Origin of the sequence: Mesorhizobium sp. M7A.F.Ca.CA.002.05.1.1 (assembly GCF_003998335.1) — a bacterium.
In the GTDB taxonomy this organism is placed as follows: Bacteria; Pseudomonadota; Alphaproteobacteria; order Rhizobiales; family Rhizobiaceae; genus Mesorhizobium.
The window spans coordinates 5,001-7,923 of sequence record NZ_RZQI01000201.1 but is presented as its reverse complement, the minus strand read 5'-3'; the positions used below and the strand labels follow the sequence as shown (position 1 = coordinate 7,923).

The following is a 2,923-nucleotide window of genomic DNA, read 5'->3' as shown; positions in this document are numbered from 1 at the left end:
GGATTTGAGTTTTCTGTCTTGCGGCTTGGGCTTGGCCTGCTTGGGGGCGCCTGATGACGGGTTAAACGCCGGCACCAGGGCAAAAAACAAAAGAGCCCGCACGAGGCGGGCTGTTTGTTTAGTGAGGTTTGGTTGCGGGGACAGGATTTGAACCTGTGACCTTCAGGTTATGAGCCTGACGAGCTACCGGGCTGCTCCACCCCGCGTCACCTCTTAGCAAGCGTTTGCTTGCTAATCCAAGCAAGCGCTTGCTTGCGTTCCTAAGCAAGCGTTTGCTTGCTTTTTTGTGTAAGCCGAGGCCTACAGATAGGTATATGGCTGACCAAATGAAAGGGCCGCTTACGCGGCCCGTGATCCCTTGGCGGGCCATTTCATAAAGAGAAGACATCACTCCATCCGATTGGATGTGAGTTCAACGTGCGTTTAGCAGACCTGGCAGCGACCTACTCTCCCGCGTCTTGAGACGAAGTACCATCAGCGCTGGAGCGTTTCACGGCCGAGTTCGGAATGGGATCGGGTGCAGCCGCTCCGCCATAACCACCAGGTCGGCAAAACGCACGTTGTTCGAGAAGCTTTTGAGCGAAGGAGCACAAAGAGGCATCGGCAGCGGAGCTGTCGGGTGCCTCTCGGGGCTATTCGCTGGTCCTTTATGTGCCTGTCATCCTCCGATTTGGAGCGATGAGCATAAGGAATGAGAACGATCAAGCCGATCGAACTATTAGTACCGGTAAGCTTCAAGCGTTGCCGCTCTTCCACACCCGGCCTATCAACGTGGTCGTCTTCCACGGTTCTCAGGGAATACTCGTTTTAAGGTGGGTTTCCCGCTTAGATGCCTTCAGCGGTTATCCCGTCCGGATATAGCTACCCTGCTATGCGGCTGGCGCCACAACAGGTCCACCAGAGATCCGTCCATCCCGGTCCTCTCGTACTAGGGACAGATCCTTTCAATATTCCTACACCCACGGCAGATAGGGACCGAACTGTCTCACGACGTTCTGAACCCAACTCACGTACCGCTTTAAATGGCGAACAGCCATACCCTTGGGACCTGCTCCAGCCCCAGGATGCGATGAGTCGACATCGAGGTGCCAAACAACCCCGTCGATATGGACTCTTGGGGGTCATCAGCCTGTTATCCCCGGCGTACCTTTTATCCGTTGAGCGATGGCCCTTCCACGCGGGACCACCGGATCACTATGACCGACTTTCGTCTCTGCTCGACTTGTCAGTCTCGCAGTCAGGCAGGCTTATGCCATTGCACTCAGCGAACGATTTCCGACCGTTCTGAGCCCACCATCGCGCGCCTCCGTTACTCTTTAGGAGGCGACCGCCCCAGTCAAACTACCCACCATACATTGTCCCGGACCCGGATAACGGGCCGCGGTTAGACATCCATAGTAATAAGGGTGGTATTTCAAGGGTGGCTCCACCTGAGCTGGCGCCCAGGTTTCAAAGCCTACCACCTATCCTACACATGCCACTACGAATGCCAATGTAAAGCTATAGTAAAGGTGCACGGGGTCTTTCCGTCTAACCGCAGGAACCCCGCATCTTCACGGGGAATTCAATTTCACTGAGTCTATGCTGGAGACAGCGGGGAAGTCGTTACGCCATTCGTGCAGGTCGGAACTTACCCGACAAGGAATTTCGCTACCTTAGGACCGTTATAGTTACGGCCGCCGTTTACTGGGGCTTCGATTCAGAGCTTGCACCCCTCCTCTTAACCTTCCAGCACCGGGCAGGCGTCAGACCCTATACGTCGTCTTGCGACTTCGCAGAGCCCTGTGTTTTTGATAAACAGTCGCTACCCCCTGGTCTGTGCCACCCTCCTCTACTTGCGTAGAAAAGGGTCACGCTTCTTCCGAAGTTACGCGTGCAATTTGCCGAGTTCCTTCAGCATAGTTCTCTCAAGCGCCTTGGTATACTCTACCAGACCACCAGTGTCGGTTTCGGGTACGGTTTATAAGGAGGAGCTATTTCCTGGAACCACGCAGCAGCCCGTTCAATCCGATAAGATTGGACTACCTCAATGATCCGTCACTACCTCCAAGCCCACGAATATTAACGTGGTTCCCATCGACTACGCGTTTCCGCCTCGTCTTAGGGGCCGGCTAACCCTGCTCAGATTAGCTTTAAGCAGGAACCCTTGGTCTTTCGGCGGGGGAGTCTCTCACTCCCCTTACGTTACTCATGTCAGCATTCGCACTTCTGATACCTCCACCACCCCTCACGGGTATGGCTTCATCAGCTTACAGAACGCTCCGCTACCGCTTGGCCCTTGCGGACCAAACCCTAAGCTTCGGTGTATGGCTTTAGCCCCGTTACATTTTCGGCGCAAAGACCCTTATTTAGACCAGTGAGCTGTTACGCTTTCTTTAAATGATGGCTGCTTCTAAGCCAACATCCTGGTTGTTTTGGGATCCTCACATCCTTTCCCACTTAGCCATAACTTGGGGACCTTAGCTGTAGGTCAGGGTTGTTTCCCTTTTCACGACGGACGTTAGCACCCGCCGTGTGTCTGCCGACTAGTACTCCCAGGTATTCGGAGTTTGGTTAGGTTTGGTAATCCGGTGAGGACCCCTAGCCCATCCAGTGCTCTACCCCCTGGGGTATTCGGTCGACGCTCTACCTAAATAGATTTCGCGGAGAACCAGCTATTTCCGAGTTTGATTGGCCTTTCACCCCTAGCCACAAGTCATCCCGAACTATTGCAACAGTTATGGGTTCGGTCCTCCAGTAAGTGTTACCTTACCTTCAACCTGCTCATGGCTAGATCACTCGGTTTCGGGTCTAATGCGACGAACTGAACGCCCTATTCAGACTCGCTTTCGCTGCGCCTACACCTAGCGGTTTAAGCTTGCTCGTCACACTAAGTCGCTGACCCATTATACAAAAGGTACGTGGTCACCCAGGACGAACCTTG

At 54.0% G+C, this 2,923-nt stretch carries 1 tRNA gene and 2 rRNA genes (1 of these 3 running past the window's edge); all 3 read right to left on the bottom strand.

The window, feature by feature from the left end:
* Positions 1-129: 129 nt before the first annotated feature.
* Positions 130-206, bottom strand: a tRNA-Met gene (locus tag EN939_RS12935).
* A 224-nt stretch (positions 207-430) separates the two neighbouring features.
* Positions 431-545: ribosomal RNA gene (rrf, locus tag EN939_RS12930) — 5S ribosomal RNA — on the bottom strand.
* Between the two features lie 152 nt (positions 546-697).
* Positions 698-2,923 (bottom strand): 23S ribosomal RNA (locus tag EN939_RS12925); it runs 596 nt beyond the window's last position.